The organism is Pseudomonas sp. PS02302 (assembly GCF_029959585.1).
Classification (GTDB): Bacteria; Pseudomonadota; Gammaproteobacteria; order Pseudomonadales; family Pseudomonadaceae; genus Chryseomonas; species Chryseomonas aestiva.
Genome location: NZ_JASCON010000106.1, coordinates 1 through 16177 on the forward strand (window position 1 = coordinate 1; position 16177 = coordinate 16177).

General features: G+C 67.3%; 18 protein-coding genes. 10 read left to right on the forward strand and 8 right to left on the reverse strand.

What is annotated here, in order from left to right; translation table 11 throughout:
* The first annotated feature begins 93 nt into the window (after positions 1-93).
* Positions 94-288, forward strand: a complete 195-nt coding sequence (locus QMX82_RS23660) for a cation transporter (protein ID WP_208694200.1) — start codon at positions 94-96, stop codon at positions 286-288.
* Here the strand turns inward: QMX82_RS23660 and QMX82_RS23665 are convergent.
* Positions 270-899 (reverse strand): TetR family transcriptional regulator, encoded by a 630-nt coding sequence (locus QMX82_RS23665; protein ID WP_133862868.1) that lies wholly within the window; start codon positions 897-899, stop codon positions 270-272. The genes QMX82_RS23660 and QMX82_RS23665 overlap by 19 nt on opposite strands.
* A 112-nt stretch (positions 900-1011) precedes the next feature.
* Here QMX82_RS23665 and QMX82_RS23670 point away from each other — a divergent pair, with 112 nt between their 5' ends.
* From QMX82_RS23670 to zapE, 3 genes are all read left to right on the forward strand, one after another.
* The gene (locus QMX82_RS23670; protein WP_208694201.1) at positions 1012-2184 is read left to right on the forward strand and encodes a multidrug effflux MFS transporter; all 1173 of its coding nucleotides are present in this window, start codon (positions 1012-1014) and stop codon (positions 2182-2184) included.
* Between the two features lie 68 nt (positions 2185-2252).
* On the forward strand, positions 2253-2639 hold the full coding sequence (locus tag QMX82_RS23675; protein ID WP_133862870.1) for an MAPEG family protein: 387 nt from the start codon (positions 2253-2255) through the stop codon (positions 2637-2639).
* Positions 2640-2720: 81 nt separating this feature from the next.
* Positions 2721-3770, forward strand: a complete 1050-nt coding sequence (zapE, locus tag QMX82_RS23680) for a cell division protein ZapE (protein ID WP_282288125.1) — start codon at positions 2721-2723, stop codon at positions 3768-3770.
* On the opposite strand, the gene QMX82_RS23685 is transcribed toward zapE, so the two are convergent.
* Entirely contained in the window at positions 3767-4408 is a 642-nt protein-coding gene (locus tag QMX82_RS23685; protein WP_208694203.1) for a hypothetical protein, read from the reverse strand. The two genes, zapE and QMX82_RS23685, sit on opposite strands and share 4 nt — an antisense overlap.
* A 153-nt stretch (positions 4409-4561) precedes the next feature.
* On the opposite strand from QMX82_RS23685, the gene QMX82_RS23690 reads away from it, so the two are divergent.
* Positions 4562-6172 (forward strand): inorganic phosphate transporter, encoded by a 1611-nt coding sequence (locus tag QMX82_RS23690; protein WP_208694204.1) that lies wholly within the window; start codon positions 4562-4564, stop codon positions 6170-6172.
* Here the strand turns inward: QMX82_RS23690 and QMX82_RS23695 are convergent.
* Positions 6140-7024, reverse strand: a complete 885-nt coding sequence (locus tag QMX82_RS23695; RefSeq protein WP_282288129.1) for a LysR family transcriptional regulator — start codon at positions 7022-7024, stop codon at positions 6140-6142. The genes QMX82_RS23690 and QMX82_RS23695 overlap by 33 nt on opposite strands.
* Positions 7025-7162: 138 nt before the next feature.
* On the opposite strand from QMX82_RS23695, the gene QMX82_RS23700 reads away from it, so the two are divergent.
* Positions 7163-7588, forward strand: coding sequence for a VOC family protein (locus QMX82_RS23700; RefSeq protein ID WP_133862875.1), 426 nt, complete (start codon positions 7163-7165; stop codon positions 7586-7588).
* Between the two features lie 90 nt (positions 7589-7678).
* Positions 7679-8977: a flavohemoglobin expression-modulating QEGLA motif protein gene (locus QMX82_RS23705; RefSeq protein ID WP_208694206.1), complete on the forward strand. Its 1299-nt coding sequence runs from the start codon at positions 7679-7681 to the stop codon at positions 8975-8977.
* Between the two features lie 72 nt (positions 8978-9049).
* Here QMX82_RS23705 and QMX82_RS23710 read toward each other — a convergent pair whose 3' ends face one another.
* On the reverse strand, positions 9050-10978 hold the full coding sequence (locus QMX82_RS23710; RefSeq protein ID WP_282288135.1) for an AAA family ATPase: 1929 nt from the start codon (positions 10976-10978) through the stop codon (positions 9050-9052).
* A 196-nt stretch (positions 10979-11174) separates the two neighbouring features.
* Between QMX82_RS23710 and QMX82_RS23715 the strand changes: the two genes are divergently transcribed.
* Positions 11175-11948, forward strand: coding sequence for an SIR2 family NAD-dependent protein deacylase (locus QMX82_RS23715; RefSeq protein WP_282288137.1), 774 nt, complete (start codon positions 11175-11177; stop codon positions 11946-11948).
* A gap of 4 nt (positions 11949-11952) precedes the next feature.
* Here QMX82_RS23715 and QMX82_RS23720 read toward each other — a convergent pair whose 3' ends face one another.
* Complete coding sequence (locus tag QMX82_RS23720; RefSeq protein WP_282288139.1) at positions 11953-12720, reverse strand: hypothetical protein; 768 nt, start codon at positions 12718-12720, stop codon at positions 11953-11955.
* A 152-nt stretch (positions 12721-12872) separates the two neighbouring features.
* Between QMX82_RS23720 and QMX82_RS23725 the strand changes: the two genes are divergently transcribed.
* A complete protein-coding gene (locus tag QMX82_RS23725) occupies positions 12873-13127 on the forward strand; it encodes a hypothetical protein (RefSeq protein ID WP_208694210.1) in 255 nt (84 codons plus the stop codon).
* A 66-nt stretch (positions 13128-13193) separates the two neighbouring features.
* Here QMX82_RS23725 and QMX82_RS23730 read toward each other — a convergent pair whose 3' ends face one another.
* Both QMX82_RS23730 and QMX82_RS23735 read right to left on the reverse strand, forming a co-directional pair.
* Positions 13194-13466: a hypothetical protein gene (locus tag QMX82_RS23730; RefSeq protein ID WP_133862881.1), complete on the reverse strand. Its 273-nt coding sequence runs from the start codon at positions 13464-13466 to the stop codon at positions 13194-13196.
* A gap of 124 nt (positions 13467-13590) precedes the next feature.
* Positions 13591-14403, reverse strand: coding sequence for an HDOD domain-containing protein (locus QMX82_RS23735; RefSeq protein WP_282288148.1), 813 nt, complete (start codon positions 14401-14403; stop codon positions 13591-13593).
* Positions 14404-14743: 340 nt separating this feature from the next.
* Here QMX82_RS23735 and QMX82_RS23740 point away from each other — a divergent pair, with 340 nt between their 5' ends.
* The gene (locus QMX82_RS23740; RefSeq protein ID WP_273862997.1) at positions 14744-15763 is read left to right on the forward strand and encodes a GGDEF domain-containing protein; all 1020 of its coding nucleotides are present in this window, start codon (positions 14744-14746) and stop codon (positions 15761-15763) included.
* Between the two features lie 28 nt (positions 15764-15791).
* On the opposite strand, the gene QMX82_RS23745 is transcribed toward QMX82_RS23740, so the two are convergent.
* Positions 15792-16177, reverse strand: a 386-nt coding sequence (locus QMX82_RS23745) for a diguanylate cyclase domain-containing protein (RefSeq protein WP_282288145.1), incomplete at its 5' end; no start/stop codon positions are given.

Below are 16177 nucleotides of genomic sequence, written 5' to 3' on the forward strand. Positions count from 1 at the left end.
GTGTTGACCTTGCCCTCGGGTCAAGGTCAACACTGGAACCCGAGCCTGGCGCTGGCGTCAGGAGAAAGAGGTCAAGACCGACAGGAGCAGACCATGTACGTCATCAAGGTGATTGGAATGAGTTGCGCCCATTGCGTGAGCGCCATCGAATCCGCGGTGCTCAAGGTGGACAGTCGCGCCCGGGTGGAGGTGGACCTGCAGGCGGGCGAGGTGCGCATCGACAGCGCCGAGGTGAATGCGCCCTTCCGCCAGGCCATCGAGCAGGCGGGCTATACCGTCGCCGACTGAGTCCAGTCGCGCACGATGGCGCGGAAGAAGGTGGTGAACACCTGATCGGCAGCCAGCAGCGGGGCGAAGGTCTGTTCGTCGCGCAGCAGATCGGAGAGGGTGCCGAGAAACAGGCTGTGCAGCATCCGGCTGGCCAGCTGCGGCGTCACGCCCGGTTGCAGGCGGGCGGCCTGGGCGGTGAAGAGGGCGTCGGTGATGCGGATGAACTGCCGCAGGAACTGCAGATCGCGCTCCTCGGCTTCGCGCAGCTCTTCGGTGAATTCGCAGCGGTGCAGCAGGATGGTCATCACCCGCTGCTCACGACCGGGCTGGGTGAATTTCGCCATGCCTTCGATGCACAGCTTGAACAGCCGCTGCAGGCTGTCTTCCTCGCCGTCGACGCGCAGGCGTTCGGTCAGTTCGTCGGCCGGGATCCTTATCTGGCTAAGCATTTCGTGGAACAGGTGGGCCTTGTTCTGGAAATGCCAGTACACTGCACCCCGGGTGACGCCGCATTCGCGGGCGATCATTTCCAGGCTGGTACGCGCCACGCCATTGGTCAGGAACAGGGCTTCCGCCGCATCGAGAATGGCTTGGCGGGTCTGTTCGGCTTCTTCTTTCGTACGACGCATGGGCGATCTAACTGGCAGTGGGTCTGCCACGCAGTCTAGCTCGCCTCGCCGCTTTTACAAACATGATTGTATGTAACTGCGCGACACTTCCGCTTCCATCGGACCAGGCTTCATGACCTTTCGCTTATTGTTGATTCTCGGGGCCCTCTCGGCCTTCGCCCCCTTCGCCATCGACATGTACCTGCCCAGCTTCCCCTCGCTGGCCCTGTCGTTCGCCACCGACATCGAACACGTGCAGCTGAGTCTGGCGGTGTATTTCGCCGGTCTCGCCAGCGGCCAGCTGTTCTACGGCCCCCTGGCGGACCGCTTCGGCCGTCGCCTGCCGCTGCTGATCGGCATTGGCCTGTTCTGCCTGGCTTCGCTGGGCTGTGCCCTGGCGCCCAGCCTGCCCTGGCTGATCGCCGCGCGCTTCGTCCAGGCCCTGGGCGGTTGCGCCGGCATGGTGATCGCGCGGGCCGTGGTACGCGATCTCTGCGAGCCGATGGCCGCGGCGCGGGCCTTTTCGCAGATCATGCTGGTGACCGGGATCGCGCCCATCATCGCGCCCTTCGCCGGCAGTCTGCTGCTCAGCACCTTTGGCTGGCAGGCGATCTTCGTCAGCCTGGCGCTGTTCGCCGCCGCCTGCGGCACCGCGGTGGCGCTCTGGCTGCCCGAATCCCTGCCGGCGCACCATCCGCGACCGCCGCTGCGGGGGGCCTTGCGCAACTACCTGCGGCTGCTGCGCGATCGCACCTTCATCGGCCACACCCTCACCGGCGGCATCGCCATGGCCGGAATGTTCGCCTACATCTCCGGTTCGCCCTTCGTGCTGATCGAACTCTATGGCGTCAAGCCCGAACACTACGGCTGGGTATTCGGCCTCAACGCCGCCGGCTTCATCCTGCTCGGACAACTCAATGCCCGCCTGGTGGTCCGCCAGGGCCCGGCCTTCTGGCTGCGGCGCGCGGTGGTGGCCTATGCCGCGGCGGGACTGGTCCTGCTGCTGGTCGGCGCCTTTCAGCCCAAGGCGCTGCCGGTGCTGATGATCCCGCTGTTCTGCGCCATCGCCCTGCTCGGCGGCATCGTGCCCAACGCCTCGGCCTGCGCCCTGGCCGGGCAGGGCGCCAATGCCGGCAGTGCCTCGGCGCTGATGGGCAGCCTGCAATTCATCCTGGCGGCGCTGGCTTCCAGCAGCGTAGGCGCCCTGCACAACGGCACCGTGGTGCCCATGTGCGCGGTGCTGGCGCTCTGCGCGGTGGCGACCGCGCTGATGGCGCGCTGGACCCACAGATCCACAGCCGTCTGAGGCGGAGTGGATTTTTCCCGGCGCGGCAGGTCAGATAGGCGAACCCTCACCCTCTCAGGGACGCCGACATGACCTTCGCCTACTGGTGCATCTTCCTCGTCTACCTCGTGCCCTATGGCGCGGCCTACTACGCCAAGTTCAAGGGCAGCGGCTTCACGCCCGAGGACAATCGGGATCCGCGCAGCTTTCTCGGCAAGCTGGAGGGTGCCCGGGCGCGGGCCAACGCTGCCCAGCAGAATGCCTTCGAGATCAACCCGCTGTTCGCCGCGGCGGTGATCGTCGCCCATGTCACCGGTGGCGCCGACCAGGGCACCATCAACTTCTGGGCCTTTCTCTTCCTGCTCAGCCGCATCGCCTATACCTGGCTGTATATCCGCGACCACGCCACCCGCCGTTCGCTGGCCTGGGTCGGCGGGATATTTTGCTGCCTCTGCCTGTTCATCGCCGCGGCCTGAGTGCAACCTCGCTGCCGGTCTTGACCGGCAGCGACGGCTGTAGCTTCATTAGCGCCCTGTCTTTCCCGGCTGGCCGCCTGCATGACGTCTCCTTCGCCCGCCCAGCAGGTGCTGGGGCACTTCGCCGAGCTCGCCCAGGGCCGTGGCTATACCCTGGATGAAGCGCAACAGGTCGCCATCGACCGTTTTGCCCAGCTCGCCGACGAACTCCTGCGCCCGCGCCTGTTCCGTCGCCAGGCGCCGCGCAGTCTCTATCTCTGGGGCCCGGTAGGGCGCGGCAAGAGCTTCCTGCTGGACGGTTTCTTCGCCGCCCTGCCATTCGCCGAGAAGCGCCGGGTGCACTTCCATGCCTTCTTTCGTGAACTGCACGAGCGGATGTTTCGCCAGCCGCCGGGTGGCGATGCCCTGGCCGCCAGCCTGGACGAACTGCTCGCAGGCTGTCGATTGCTCTGCTTCGATGAATTCCATGTGCATGACATCGGCGACGCCATGCTCATCACCCGGCTGTTCAAGGCGCTGTTCAGTCGCGGCGTGGTGCTGATCACCACCTCCAACTATCCGCCGGAAGGATTGCTACCCAATCCGCTCTACCACGAGCGCTTCCTGCCGGCGATCCGACTGATCGAGACGCGCATGGACATCCTCGCGGTGGCCGGTCCCCAGGACTATCGCGGCGCCAGTCCTGCCGAGCCCGATCCCTTCGGTATCGGTGCCTATCTCTGGCCGGGCAGCCTGGAACAGCGCCAGGCGCTGGGGCTGCCGCCGCTGGCGCAGACCAGGATCGAGGTGCCGGTAGGCCATCGCAGCCTGCCCGCCATCAGCGCCGCGGATGGGCTGCTGCAGTTCAGCTTCGCCGATCTCTGCGAAGGCCCCACCGCGGTCCTCGACTACCTGACCCTGAGCGAAACCTGGCAGCGCTGGCTGCTCGATGCGGTGCCGCCGCTGCGCGACGCCAGCCCCGCCGCCCGGCAGCGCTTCATCAATCTGGTGGATGTGCTCTACGACCGCCGGCTGGCGCTGTTCCTGGTCAGCCCCGCGCCCCTCGACGCGACCCTAGCCGACAGCGAGATCGCCGACATGTCGCGGACGCGCAGCCGGCTATCCCAGCTGCGGCAGATCGGGCCGGACTAGCGCTCGGCCTTCAGCTTCGCACTGCCCAGGTGCCAGCGGCGCTGCTCGGCCGAGGCGCCGTCGACGTCGTTGACCCGGCGTAGCTGATAGCGGCCGCTGAAGGTCTGGCGGGTACCGTCGGCGAGGCGCGCCTTGACCGTCACCGGGATGCTGACATAGCTCGAACCGGCCGCACCCTCGACCGGGCCAGGTTGACCGAGGGTCACCTGGACACTGCGAGTCCTGGCATAGCCCTGGCGGAATTTCTCGTAGCTGTTGCCGGGCTGGCCGTCGCTTCCCCATAGCTGCCAGGCGGTGCCGTAGTCCCGCGCATCCAGCGCCCGGTAGTAACGCCGGACCACGGCCGCCGCCGCCTCGGCGCTGCTGGGCAGCGGACCGCAACCGGGTTCCTTGGCCGCTTCGCCATCGCCGAACAGGGCACAGCTGCGCGCGATCTCGTCCTGCATCAGGGCGCAGCTGTTGGCCGCGTTGCAGGGCGGTCGCGTGGCGGGGGAGAGCGCTCGGCAGGTAGTGGCCAGGGCCTGAGCAGGCCGCTGCCCGATTTCCTGGGCGCAACTGCGCGGTGAAGGCTCCGTGGCCGCCAGGGCGCCGGTGACGAGGGACAGCAGCAGGGGGCAGAGCAGCCAGCGCGGGGACATCGGCGAGATCCTTGAGCAAAGTCCCAGCCTAGCAGGGCAGGGACGACGTGGAAAAAAGCCCGCGACGGTCATCCGTCGTCTGGCCACCTCGCTGACGTAAAAGCGTCATGTGGCCGGCGCAGGGTAGGCAGATCCCGTGTCGGAGTTCGCCCCATGCCTTCGTCCAGTCCAGTCGCCTCCCTGTCGCCGCTGTCCCATCCCCTGCACAGTTCGCGCAAGCCCGGTCCGCTGCGGATCGTGCTGTTCATCGTGCTGCTGCTGACCGGTCTGGCGGTGACCCTCGGCGGTATCCACAACGACGTCAGCGATGCCCAGTCGCCGCCCACCACCTGGCTGCCCTTCGCCGGCCTGGCACTGGCGCTGGTGATCGCCCTCGGCTTCGAATTCGTCAATGGCTTCCACGACACCGCCAACGCCGTGGCCACGGTCATCTACACCCACTCGCTGCCGCCCAATGCGGCGGTGCTCTGGTCCGGCTTCTGCAACTTCCTCGGGGTGCTGTTCTCCAGCGGTGCGGTGGCCTTCAGCGTCATCGCCCTGCTGCCGGTGGACCTGGTGGTGGAAATGGGCGCGGGCAAGGGCTTCGCGATGATCTTCGCCCTGCTGATCGCCGCCATCATCTGGAATCTCGGTACCTGGTGGCTGGGCTTGCCGGCGTCGTCTTCCCATACCCTGATCGGCTCCATCATCGGCGTCGGCCTGATGCACGCCTGGCTGGGCGGGATGGATGGCAGCAGCGGCGTGGACTGGGGCCAGGTGGCCAAGGTCGGCTATGCGCTGCTGTTCTCGCCGCTGATCGGCTTCGCCTGCGCGGCGCTGCTGCTGGTGCTGCTCAAGCGGATCGTGCGCGACCAGACGCTCTACCAGGAGCCGAAGAGCGCCGAGCCGCCGCCGCCATGGATCCGCGGCCTGCTGATCCTGACCTGCACCGGGGTGTCCTTCGCCCATGGTTCCAACGATGGCCAGAAGGGCATGGGCCTGATCATGCTGATCCTGGTCGGTGCCCTGCCGACCGCCTATGCGCTCAACCGCGCCGTGCCGGCCACGGCCACCCCGGCCTTCGCCGCCGTCGCCGAAGTCACCGCCAGTGGCCTGCGCCAGGCGGCGCCCCAGGCCGCACCGGCCGATCCCCATGGGGTGCTGCTGGAATTCGTGCGCAAGCGGCAGAGCAACCCCGAGGTGCTGCCCGCGCTGGCCGCCATCACCGACGACATCGCCCGGGAGGTGCGCCAGTACGGCGCCCTCAACAACGTGCCGGCGCAGAGCATGCCCAACGTGCGCAACGCCATGTACCTGGCCTCGGAATCCATCCGCCTGCTGGAAAAGGAACACCTGCCGGGGCTGGCGCCCAAGGCTCAGGAGGATCTCAAGGAGTTCAAGCGGCAGATCGACCAGGCCACCCGCTTCATCCCGCTGTGGGTCAAGGTGGCGGTGGCCATCGCCCTGGGGCTGGGCACCCTGGTTGGCTGGCGGCGCATCGTCATCACCGTCGGCGAGCGGATCGGCAAGACCCACCTGACCTATGCCCAGGGCGCCTCGGCGGAACTGGTGGCCATGGGTACCATCGGCGCGGCGGACGCCTTCGGCCTGCCGGTCTCCACCACCCATGTGCTGTCGTCCGGGGTGGCCGGGACCATGGCCGCCAACGGCTCCGGACTGCAGTGGGCGACGGTGCGCAATCTGCTGCTCGCCTGGGTGCTCACCCTGCCGGTGGCCATGGCGCTGTCCGCGTCACTCTACTGGCTGCTGGTGCACCTGTTCTGACACGGCTTCGGTCAGGCAGCGGCGAAACAGCGCCACGGCCGGCAGGTCGCGCCCGGCGTGGCGGGCGATGACCTGCAGTTCGCGGTGGAAGGTGAGGGGGCCCAGGGACAGTCGGCGCACCCGGGGGTGCTCCAGCCAGAGGCCGGCGCAGGGTACCAGGGCCACGCCCAGGCCGTGCTCGACCATCTTGACGATGGCATCGAGTTCGTCCAGTTCGAGCACCTGGCGCACCGCCAGCCGCTGCTCGCGCAGAAAGGCGCTGACCCGGCGCCCGCCAAAGGAGTGGCGGTCGTAGCGGATGAAGGGCTGGGTTTCCAGCAGCAGGCGCGGATCATCGCCGGGCAGGTCCGGCGGCGCGATCAGCACGAAGGGTTCCTGCAGCAGGGTGGTGGCGTGCAGCTCCTTGGGCAGCTCGAAGGGCGGGCGGATGAGGATGGCCAGATCCAGCTCGCCGGCATCCACCTGGCTGAGCAGCGCCAGGGATACACCCGGCACCAGCCGCGGTTCCAGGCGTGGCGCCTGCTGGCGCAGCCGTACCAGGGTGCCGGGCAGCAGGCCGGTCTGGACGCTGGCGATGGCGCCGATACGCAATTCGCCCTGGATCTCGTCACCGGCGCCGGCCATGCGCGCATAGGTGGCGAGGATCTCTTCGGCCAGCGGCAGGGCCCGGCGACCGGCGGCATTGAGCAGGGCGCTGCGACCATTGCGGTCGAACAGGCTCACGCCCAGATTCTGTTCCAGGGTGCGGATCTGGGCGCTCACCGCCGAGGGCGTGAGGCCCACGTGCAGACCGGCCGCGGCGAAACTGCCATGGCGGGCCACGGCGAGCAGGGTCTTGAGTTCGCGAAGCATGGTGGTGGCCTGAAGTCAGGAGAGGCCACTGTAGCGAGCCACAAAATTTTTGTCGCTCGGGGGCAGTAAAATACGCTTTATGCACAGGAAAACCTGGGGTGAGAATGGCTGCATTCCCCCTCAGCAGGATTTCCCAGCATGGCCCTGTCGCCCTTTCACCTCGCCATTCCCGTCTACGATCTGGCCGCCGCCCGGCACTTCTACGGTGATGTCTTCGGCCTCGCCGAAGGTCGCTCCAGTGATCACTGGGTCGACTTCGACTTCTATGGCCATCAGCTGGTGATCCACGAGCACCCCAAGACCGCGTCCCAGGACGAGGCCCATACCAACGCCGTGGACGGGCACAACGTGCCGGTACCGCACTTCGGCATCGTGCTGGGCTGGGACGAATGGGAAGCCCTGGCCGAGCGTCTGCGCGCCCGGGAAACCCGGTTCGTCATCGAGCCCTATATCCGCTTCCAGGGCCAGGTCGGCGAGCAGGCGACCATGTTTCTCTTCGACCCCTGCGGCAATGCCCTGGAGTTCAAGGCCTTCAAGGACATGAGCCAGCTGTTCGCCAAATAGGGCGACTCGGCAGGTCTGATGTCACGCAACCTAGGCAAAAGACGCGGCAGCGGCCATCCTTGCAGCCTTGCCCGTCGCCCGGTTGCCGCCATGAATGCCCGCCAGCCCTTTCTCGATCCCTATCACCAGACCATCCGCCAGCTGTCCGATCGCATCGTCGCGGCCCAGGCGCCGATCCGCATCCTCGATGCGGTGAAGTGGGACGACGGGGTACGCCAGGGTTTCCTGGAAGGCAAGGGCAAGCGCCTGCCGGCGGTGGATCGCGCCTTCTACGAGGGACGCCCGCTGGGCTTCGACGGCGATGCGCTCAAGGGCGAATTCCAGAGCATCGAACGCGAGGTCACCCGCCAGCTCGGCCAGTTCAATCCGGTCGGCCAGATCATGAGGCGCATGTGCCGCGAATACCGCATGGTGATCCGCATGCTGCAGGCGCGCGGTACTCCGGATTTCGGCCTGATCTCCCAGGAACTCTATGGCGCGGCCTCGGACGCCTTCCACGCCGGCGATCCGACCCTGGCCGACCTGGGCATGATGATGTCCAGCTACCTGGACAACATCGCCCATCGCGGCGCCCTGGAAGACGAACCCAAGACCCTCACCGCCAAGGACGCCGTGCCCATCCTGCAGGAACGGCTCAACCGGGTCTTTGGCGAGACGGAAGGCACCATCCGGGTGTTCGAATCCGATGGCATCGTCGCCGACGCCGCGGCCGGCGCCGACTACATCAAGGTGCGCGCCGACGCCCTGTTCAACGAGCGCGACGTTCGGGCGCTGGAGGTCCACGAGGGCCTGGTGCACGTCGGCACCACCCTCAATGGCCAGAACCAGCCGATCTGCACCTTCCTGGCCAAGGGCCCGCCGTCGTCCACCGTCACCCAGGAAGGCCTGGCGATCCTCATGGAGGTGATCGCCTTCGCCTCCTATCCGACCCGGCTGCGCAAGCTGACCAATCGCACCCGTGCCATCCACCTGGCCGAGGACGGCGCCGATTTCCTCGAGGTCTTCCGCTTCTTCCAGGAGCAGGGCTACGACCTGGAGTCGGGCTACCAGAACGCCAGCCGGGTGTTTCGCGGCTCGACGCCGACGGGGCTGCCCTTCACCAAGGACCTGTCCTATCTCAAGGGCTTCATCCTGATCTACAACTACATCCAGCTGGCGGTGCGCAAGGGCAAGCTGGAGCAGATCCCGCTGCTGTTCTGCGGCAAGACCACCCTGGAAGACATGCGCATCCTGCGCCAGCTGGTGGACGAAGGCGTGGTGGTACCGCCCAAGTACCTGCCGGCGCAATTCCAGGACCTCAACGCCCTGGCGGCCTGGATGTGCTTCTCCAACTTCCTCAACCACCTGAGTCTGGATCGGATCGAGGCGGATTACGCCAATATCCTCTGAGCATCCCTGTCGGCGCGGACATGAAAAAGCCCCGGCGGACCGGGGCTTTTTCGTTTCAAGGCGGGGCTGGCATCACTCGCCCTTGAAGGCCGCCGCGATGCTCGGCTCGCTGTCACCCGCGCGCGAATCAGCCGAACGCTCCGGCACGAAGGCCAGGGCGCGATTGAGGGCGCCGCAGGCTTCCAGGCCGCTGGCGCGGGCGATGGCTTCGGCCACGGCGCTGCCGGGGATGGTCTCGTCGCGCAGCAGCTGATCGGTGATGTCGTCCAGCGCCGGCTTGAGTTCGGTGATCAGCGCCAGGCAGCGGTGATCCAGGCTGTGCAGCAGCTGATCGGCAGAGGCGATGCTGGGCCCGGCGTCGAACTCGATGCCGGCGTCGCGCAGGGCCTGCAGGCTGAGCAGCGAGCCGCTCGGGCCCATGCCCAGAGAGGCGACCATGGACAGCGCCAGCTTGGAGGCTTCCTGCAGATCCTGGGCGGCACCCGAGGAGACCTCGTTGAAGTACAGCTGCTCGGCGCAACGACCGGCCAACAGCATCTGGATGCGGCCTTCGAGTTCCGATTTCAGGTGCAGGCGCTTGTCTTCGGTTGGGGTGATCAGGGTGACGCCCAGGGCCTGGCCACGGGGCAGCAGGGTGACCTTTTCCACCCGACCGACGTTGAGCACCGCGGCGACCAGGGCATGACCGGCTTCGTGCACGGCGATGCGGGTGCGCTCGGCCGAACCCAGCGGGGTGACGCCGACCGGTTGCTCGCCGATGCGGCAGGTCTCGATGGCCTCGACGAAGTGCGCCATGGTCACGGCGCTGGCGTTCTCGCGAGCGGCCAGCAGGGCGGCGTGGTTGCTGATGTAGGCGATGGCCGCCGGGGTCAGGCCCACGGTGCCGCGGGAGAGGGCGGCCAGATCCAGCTCGCCTGCGCAGGGCAGCTTGCCGGCATAGAGTTCGAACAGCGCCCGGCGGTCTTCCAGACTCGGCAGCGGCACGGCGATGGTGCGGTCGAAGCGACCTTCGCGGCGCAGCGCCGGATCCAGGGAATCGGCGAAGTTGGTGGCGCCCAGCACCAGCACGCCGCTGGTGCCGTCGAAGCCGTCCAGCTCGGTGAGGAACTGGTTGATGATGCGGTTGGCCTCGGCATCGCTGGAGCGCGACTGCTCGGCGCGGCGGCCGATGCCGTCGATCTCGTCGATGAAGATGATGCAGGGCGCCTTCTTGCGCGCGGTGCGGAACAGCGACTTGACCTTCTGGATGCCGACCCCGAAGAACATCGAGGAGAAGTCGCTGCCGGTCACCTGGATGAAGTGGGCGTTGCACTCGGTGGCCAGGGCCTTGGCCAGTTGGGTCTTGCCGGTACCGGGCTCGCCGGTCAGCAGCACGCCCTTGGGCGGACGGGCACCCAGGGCGGCGAAGGCCGCGGGATTGCGCAGGCAGGTGGTGACGTCTTCCAGCGCCCGCTTGGCTTCGGCGGCGCCGACCACATCCTTGAAGGAGATGCCGGTGCCCTTGCGATGCAGCTTGAAGGGGCTGGCGAATCTCAGGGCCAGGGGGATGGCCAGCAACAGCAGGAGTAGGTAGCCCGGCAGGTTGATCAGCAGGGCGTCGAGCCAGGGATGACGCTGCCCGGATTCGCTCCAGGTGGCCACCGGGAACAGCGGTTCGGCCTGGGTGGCGTAGTCGGCCAGCAGGCGATCGGCGATGCGCCCGCCGTTATCGGCCACGGCGTAGTGCTCGCCGCGATTGGTGTCTATGTAGAGGGTGTGATCACCGATCACGGCGCCGGTGATGGCCTTGGCGCGCAGATCGCCCAGCAGCACGGAGAGATCACGTGGCTGCTGGGTCCAGTGTTCGGGAGCCTGCTGCACGCTGGCGAGCATGGCGGTGGCGGTAGGCGCCGGCGTGCTGGGCGTGAGCCACAGCCAGCTGGCCAGGCTGAGGACGGTGACGAGGGCCAGGGCGCCGGCGATCAGCAGGCGCGGATACTTGGAAACGACGGACTTCTTCATTCACATACCGTTAGGGTAGGAGCGACATCGGACGCGGACTCCCGGATTATCGGCCTGTGGCGAAAAGGGTGAACCTCAGTTCCCCGGAAAACGATGAGTGGACTCACCATCCGTCGAGTAGCGTCACACTTTCGGTCTTTTTCGCGGTCCGCAAGACCCTGTTGTTTTGCCGCAGATGTCAGGAGTCAACGCATCCATGCCCAATCCCATCGACTGTCGGCACGGTCTCGCCGCATTGCCGCCGGTGCTGCTCGAACACCTGCGCCAGGCCGACGAGGTGCTGGTCCTGACCGGTGCCGGCGTGTCGGCGGAAAGCGGCATCGCCACCTTTCGCGAGGCCCTGACCGGGCTCTGGGCGCGCTTCGATCCGGCGCAACTGGCCACGGCCGAAGCCTTCGTCGAGGACCCGGTGCGGGTCTGGAGCTGGTACGAGTGGCGGCGTGCCCAGGTGCTGGCGGCCCAGCCCAATCCCGCGCATCGTGCCTTGGCGGACTGGGGCCGGCAGCACGGGCGATTGCGCCTGGTCACCCAGAATGTCGACGACCTGCACGAGCGCGCGGGCAGTCGCGAGGTGATTCATCTGCACGGCAGCCTGCATGCGCCGCGCTGCTTCGCGTGTGCGCGGCCCTTGGCAGTGCCGGCGTTGCCGGAGTCGGCGGAGCAACTCGTGGCACCGCCGCTCTGTCCCGCCTGCGGCGGTCTGGCCCGGCCTGGGGTGGTCTGGTTCGGTGAGTCGCTACCGGAAGAGGCCCTGGCCAGCGCCTGGACCCTGGCCGAGCGCTGTGACCTCTGCCTGGTGGTCGGCACCTCGGGGCTGGTGCAGCCGGCGGCCAGTCTGCCCGGGGTGGCGCGCCAGCAGGGCGCCACGGTGGTGCGCATCGATCCGCAGCCGGCGGCGGATTTCAAGGGTGACTGGCAGCTGCTGGGCGCAGCCGGGATGATCCTGCCGGCGCTGCTGGAGCGCCTCTAGCCCTTCAGTGCAGCGCCTGGCCGCCGGTCCCCAGGGCATCCAGGGTGCGCTTGAGGGCGGTGTAAGCCTGACGCTGCTCGTCGTCCTCGGTCAGCAGGCCGTCGAACAGGGTGGCGACCAGCGCCGGATCCTGGGCGACGAAGCGGTCGATCAGGACGTCGTTGTCCTGGCGCCCGGCGGTGATCAGCAGCACGGCGAGCTGGGCGACATAGCGCGCCGCCAGCGGATAGGCCTTGAGAAAGACCTTGAAGGGGGCATCGGCCAGTCCCGGGGCGAAGCCCTTGGCCAGGCCCTGCTGGGCCGCGGCGATGGCCTGGCGGACGGCGTCCTGCCAGTTGCCGGCGGTCACCGCGCCCGCCGGCAGGGCGCGGCGCATCTGGCCGAGCAGGCTGTTGAGGAAGATGCGGCGGTTGGTCTGGTAATCGTGGTCGGTATCGAGCAATTCGCGGCGAATGCGGACCAGGACGCGATCGTCCTCGGCGTCGGCGGTCACCGCCTGCTTGAAGGCCAGGGTCAGTTCGCGGTCCAGCAGGCCGGGCTTGCGGCCTTCCAGCTCGGCCTGCAGCAACGGACCGCTGGAGTCGGCGAAGAAGAAGCGCTCGGCGTGGGGCGCCAGGCGTTCGCGCAGGCGCGGCCAGAGCTCCGCCGCGAACAGTTGCTCGGCCGTGCTGCCGGAAACGATGACGCGGTGCTGCGGCGCCTCGGCCAGATAGTCGAACAGCGCGGGGGTATCGAGCGCGGTGCGATCGACGATGAGGTAATGGTGCTTCACGGCAACTCCTGAATGCGACGGCCGCACCTGTCGGGGTGCGGCGGGATGGCCGTTAGTCTATAGGAAGGCGGGAACGCTTGGCCCGGGCTTTGGCCTAATCAACCAGGGTGCAGCCCGCGACACCCTTCCTTTCGCGGCCGGAGGACACCAAGATGCGCAAGACCCCGCTGATCCTTGCCCTGAGCGCTGCCCTGGCCCTGGTGGCCGGTCCCAGCCTGGCCGCCAGCAGCAACAACGACGCCGGGGTGACCGGCAACGGCATCGGCGCGCCGGGCAGCTCCAACACCAGCAACAGAGACAGCGCGGACGATACCTCCAGCGCCGCCCCGTCCACCCAGAAGAAGGCCGACAAGACGCCTGCCACCAAGGCCCAGGGCAGCCAGCAGAAGCGCGTGCTCAACGATTGATGGTCAAACAAAAGGCGCCTCTTGGGGCGCCTTTTTTCGATCGCAGTCTGTGACGGCGGAAAAGCCTCAGCAGGCGCGGGTGTAGCGGACCTGCCAGTCGAGTCGCTCGTGGGTGGCCCGCTCGATCCGGGCGCGGCTGTCACAGATGAAGGCTTCCAGCAGGGAATTATCCAGCAGATCGACCCGCGCGATGCGGCGTTGCAGGAGCGCCGTGCCGTTGGGCGCATAGACCTCGACGTTGAAGGTCGCCTGATCCTGGGCGGTCATGGCGCACAGCATCGGTTGAAAAGCGCCCTTGATAATGGTGTTCGCATCCGTGAACTTCAGCGGCTCGGCCATCGCAATCACTCCTGTCAGCTATAACGCTTCGACCGATTCTTGGGCTACCCGTTCGACTTTTGCCACGACCGGCTGGCAGATTTGTGATGCAGGCGGTGGCGCTGCCCGTGCGGGGGACGGCCGGTCAGTTGATCAGGGTGCCGAAGGCCTTGTCCGCCTCTATCACCTCGGGCAGTTCGCCCAGCAGGAGCTCCAGATCCACGCCTTCCAGCAGCGGATTGGCCAGGGCCGCCTTGGCCTGGTCGTTGATGCCGCCGTGACGCCGCAGGACGAAGGAAATCAGGCGCGCCTGGGCGACCATGCGCGCCGCAGCGGAATCCTCGGGCGCGTCCTGGGGATGCAGCTGGTAGGCGATGGCATGCTGGATCACCACCGGCAGCTGCCAGCGGCGGGCCAGTTCGGCGCCCACCTCCGGATAGCCGAAGCCGATGGCCTGGTCGGCGGGCACCGGGGCGCGCTGCTCGGCGTCGATGCGCACGGCGATGTCGGGTGCCGCGGTCCTGATCAGCAACTCGCCGATGCTGTGCAGCATGCCGCAGGTGAAGGCGGTCTCGGGATCGGCACCGGCCTGGCGGGCGAGGACGCGGCAGATGCTGGCCACGTCGAAGCTGTGCTGCCAGAAATCCCGCGGATCGAAGCTGGGATTGTGGCGGAAGGCCGCGGTCACCGCCGAGGCCAGCACCAGGGTGCGCAGGGCGTCGAAGCCCAGGCGGATGGCGGCGCCTTCGATGCTGGTGGACGGTCGCACGCCACGAAAGCGCACCGAGTTGGCCAGGCGCAGGACCTTAGCCGAGAGCACCGGATCCAGCGCCAGGTTGCGGGCGACGTCTTCGATGCTGCTGTTGGGATCGTCGAACTGCTGGATCAGCTCCTGAGCCACCTTGGGAATGCTGGGAAGGGTATGCAGGTGATCGAACAGAGCATCGATTTCCATGATGGCGCCTGGTTTGTTCTATACCGAAGGTGGGAACTGATAAGTCGCTGAAAGCATGAACGACGGCCCGGGCGCTGCCAAGCCTAGCCGAGAATCCGCAGCGATGAGCTTAGCGGGCCGGGCGCTGCGGGTTGCAGGATGAGCTGACCGGTGGCGTCATTTCGCCGCCGTCCGTTGGCTCGATCCGTGCGCGGCCGTGGTCCTATGCGTTCCAGTGATGGGCGAAGCGATAACCAGACGTCTATTGTCTTGCTTGAGTCCGCTTTCCGCCGACGACGGGCCACGAATGGGATAGCATCCAGTGATATCAGTTGGCCACTAAATTTGGCGTTCGAGTTGTGCAATGACTTATCAGACTCACATTCGCCAGATGCTGCAGTTGCCCAATGTGCTGGCGCAGAGCACCGGCATCCTGGGCTGGTTGATCAGTGTGCTGATCAACCCCTTCCTGACCGCCGGGGTACCGGCCTGGGGCTGGCTGGCTTTTGCCGGCATGATCGGCTCCTGCCTGGCCATGACCACCGCCCGCCGTTTCGCCGTCTGGCGCCTGTTCGCCCTGGTATTCGTGCTGTTCGAGGCCCTGGCCTTTCGCTTCCAGATCCTCGGCATGGGCGAGGCTGGCCATGCCTGGATGATTCCCATGGCCATCGTCATCATCCTCGGCTCGACCATTCTGTTTTCCCATGTGCTCGACTACGGCATCGCCGCCGCGGCGGTCTGGTTGCTGCTGTTCTATGGCGAACTGGACACCATCACCGCGGCGGCCCTGCCGCTGTTCGTGGTCATGCTGGGGGCCAGCCTGGCATTGGGGCTGTTGCTCAATGCCACCTTCGTCCGCATCGTCGCCAGCACCCTGGAACTCAAGGAAAGCTATCGGCTGCAGGCGGAAACCGATGCCCTCACCGGGATCAGCAACCGCCGCGCACTGATGCTGGACATGGAGCAGGTCTGCCGAGAGGGATCGCCGTCCTGGTATTTCGTCATGCTCGACATCGACGACTTCAAGCGGATCAACGACAGATTCGGCCACGACGTGGGGGACCAGGTGCTCAAGGAGATGGCCGTTACCCTGGGTAGGCACTTCCCGGGTGGACGCTTCGGACGCCTGGGCGGCGAGGAATTCGGCGTGCTGTTGCAGGCCGAGGATGAGCGCCAGCTGGCGCAGCGACTGCAGGCGCTGCTGGACGATATCCGCAGCAGCACCTGTACCGGCAGCTGTTTTTCCTTCAGCGCCGGGGTGGCGCGCCTCGCCCCGGGCTATCAGCCCTCGGAGCTGCTCAAGCAGGCCGATGGCGAGCTCTATCAGGCCAAGCGCGCCGGCAAGGACCGGGTGCACTACCGCGGCGGCATGATCTGCGGCTAGGCCCGTCCGCACGGCGCCCGGGCCACGCCTAGAGCCCCTGATCTTCCAGCGGCGGATGGGTGCGATTGCGGCCCAGGTGCTTGGCGCGGTAGAGCGCGGCATCGGCGCTGGCCAGCAGGTCGGCGGGCTGGGGCGGCGGGGTCTGGCCGGGCGGCTGGACGGCGATGCCGAGACTGACGGTGATGCGGCCGAAGGGACTGGTGGCATGGGCCACCTCCAGTACCTGCAGGCGTTCCTGGACCGTGGCGGCCACCCGCTGGGCGCCGCTTTCGTCGCAGTTGGGCAGCAGCAGGACCATCTCCTCACCGCCGTAGCGCGCCGCCAGATCGCCCGGGCGGCGCGCCGCCGAGGCCACCACGCCGGCCCCTGCCTGCAGACAGCGATCGCCCGCGGGGTGGCCGTAGTGGTCGTTGT

Excerpts from the sequence above, each read along its gene's own strand:
- QMX82_RS23740 (WP_273862997.1), top strand. The coding sequence starts at position 14,744 with ATGACTTATCAGACTCACATTCGCCAGATGCTGCAGTTGCCCAATGTG.
- QMX82_RS23670 (WP_208694201.1), top strand. The coding sequence starts at position 1,012 with ATGACCTTTCGCTTATTGTTGATTCTCGGGGCCCTCTCGGCCTTCGCC.
- QMX82_RS23715 (WP_282288137.1), top strand. The coding sequence starts at position 11,175 with ATGCCCAATCCCATCGACTGTCGGCACGGTCTCGCCGCATTGCCGCCG.
- QMX82_RS23705 (WP_208694206.1), top strand. The coding sequence starts at position 7,679 with ATGAATGCCCGCCAGCCCTTTCTCGATCCCTATCACCAGACCATCCGC.
- QMX82_RS23700 (WP_133862875.1), top strand. The coding sequence starts at position 7,163 with ATGGCCCTGTCGCCCTTTCACCTCGCCATTCCCGTCTACGATCTGGCC.
- QMX82_RS23665 (WP_133862868.1), bottom strand. The coding sequence starts at position 899 with ATGCGTCGTACGAAAGAAGAAGCCGAACAGACCCGCCAAGCCATTCTC.
- QMX82_RS23675 (WP_133862870.1), top strand. The coding sequence starts at position 2,253 with ATGACCTTCGCCTACTGGTGCATCTTCCTCGTCTACCTCGTGCCCTAT.
- zapE (WP_282288125.1), top strand. The coding sequence starts at position 2,721 with ATGACGTCTCCTTCGCCCGCCCAGCAGGTGCTGGGGCACTTCGCCGAG.
- QMX82_RS23730 (WP_133862881.1), bottom strand. The coding sequence starts at position 13,466 with ATGGCCGAGCCGCTGAAGTTCACGGATGCGAACACCATTATCAAGGGC.
- QMX82_RS23660 (WP_208694200.1), top strand. The coding sequence starts at position 94 with ATGTACGTCATCAAGGTGATTGGAATGAGTTGCGCCCATTGCGTGAGC.
- QMX82_RS23690 (WP_208694204.1), top strand. The coding sequence starts at position 4,562 with ATGCCTTCGTCCAGTCCAGTCGCCTCCCTGTCGCCGCTGTCCCATCCC.
- QMX82_RS23725 (WP_208694210.1), top strand. The coding sequence starts at position 12,873 with ATGCGCAAGACCCCGCTGATCCTTGCCCTGAGCGCTGCCCTGGCCCTG.
- QMX82_RS23685 (WP_208694203.1), bottom strand. The coding sequence starts at position 4,408 with ATGTCCCCGCGCTGGCTGCTCTGCCCCCTGCTGCTGTCCCTCGTCACC.
- QMX82_RS23710 (WP_282288135.1), bottom strand. The coding sequence starts at position 10,978 with ATGAAGAAGTCCGTCGTTTCCAAGTATCCGCGCCTGCTGATCGCCGGC.
- QMX82_RS23695 (WP_282288129.1), bottom strand. The coding sequence starts at position 7,024 with ATGCTTCGCGAACTCAAGACCCTGCTCGCCGTGGCCCGCCATGGCAGT.